Below are 1,303 nucleotides of genomic sequence, written 5' to 3'. Positions count from 1 at the left end.
GCCATGGAGAGTTGGAAGGCCCGCCACGACCGCTTGCGCGACGCCGTACTCGAATCCGGCGTAGCCATTCAAATCGCGGGCGGGTGTGACATGTCGCCACCGACTCTGTACGTGGGTACCGGTTTCACTAAGACACTGAAAGACGCCGTTGCCGAGCGTATCGAGCTGAAGCGACAGGAGAAGGACTACGAGAGGGTGGCTCGGCAGTTCGCCGAGGTTGGTGAAATCCTCGGTCAGGGCGCGGATTCGCTGCCGACTACAGCGCGCTTCATCGTTGCTGAACGGGATCAACTTCGGCACGACCTCGAATCACTGCAAGACAGCTTGGACGAGCAGCAAGAGGTTGTAGTGCCATCGGTCGCAGCGTCTCTGCCTGAACCGGATGCCACCAACCCCGACCATCTCCGGTGGGCGGCGGACGTCACAGAGCGGTTCGTGTGGGCGCAGAACTCCGGTGGCTACACCGCCATCACAGTCATCTCCGAGATGACGTCCGAAGCCGATGCCCTGGATGCTGCCCGGTCTGCCGAGCGGGAACGGGAACAACGCATCGAGACTGCGGCGAAGGTGCTTGCTGCCGCCCAGCCGACAGATTCGAGCTGCTTCAGCGACAATAACCGCTCCTTAGCCCTCGCTCTTGATGCTGCTGGTCTGCTTCGGGGTGGTGGTCGGGGTGAGTAGCGATCCCGCCGAGGCTGCCGCAGAGAAGGTGTGTGAGAGGTTCGTCGATCCGCGAGATCGCATCGTGGCCCTTGCTGCCGCCCGTGAAGCCCTCAAACCACTGCGCGAGATGCTCTCCGAGGCAATCCAAGTCGCCCGCTCCGGCACTGTCGGATCACCGCCCCATGTGGATGGTGTCACCGAATCCGAGGCTCTCGACATCATGGCTACCGCGCTCATTGCGGCCGACAAGTACCTGTACGAGCGGGTGCGGATGATGCGCTTAGCGACCTGTCGCTGCGGCTGGGAGGAGCCAATCTACGACCGCGATGCGACCGCCCTCCACGCCGCTCATGTGGTTGCCGCTATCCGTGACAGCGGCTACACCGTCATCGCACTACCCGAAGTCGACGATCCGCAGGCGAACGTGTGGCGCATCAACCGGGATCGAACTCCGACGGCACCTGACGGGGCGCACGTGCGAGTCCGCCACTGGCCAGCAGGGACACGAATCGGAGCATTCGGCACCGAAGACATGAGCCCCGCGACCGCACTCGCTGCCGGTGCCGCTCTCATCGCCGCCGCCAAACACACAGGAGACACACAATGACCGGCACCGAAATCAGTGACGACGAACGAGATG

2 protein-coding genes are annotated in these 1,303 nt (G+C 63.2%); both read left to right on the top strand.

All coding sequences use genetic code 11. From position 1 onward, the window contains the following. Positions 1–681, top strand: a 681-nt coding sequence (locus A9310_RS26070; RefSeq protein WP_217492976.1) for a hypothetical protein, incomplete at its 5' end; no start/stop codon positions are given. Next, positions 674–1,270, top strand: coding sequence for a hypothetical protein (locus tag A9310_RS23270; protein WP_175401202.1), 597 nt, complete (start codon positions 674–676; stop codon positions 1,268–1,270). The genes A9310_RS26070 and A9310_RS23270, both read left to right, overlap by 8 nt. The last annotated feature ends 33 nt before the right edge of the window (positions 1,271–1,303 follow it).

It is taken from the genome of Gordonia sp. UCD-TK1 (assembly GCF_001691435.1).
In the GTDB taxonomy this organism is placed as follows: Bacteria; Actinomycetota; Actinomycetes; order Mycobacteriales; family Mycobacteriaceae; genus Gordonia; species Gordonia hongkongensis.
Note: the sequence above shows the minus strand (reverse complement) of the source record. Positions and strands in the feature narration are given on the sequence as shown.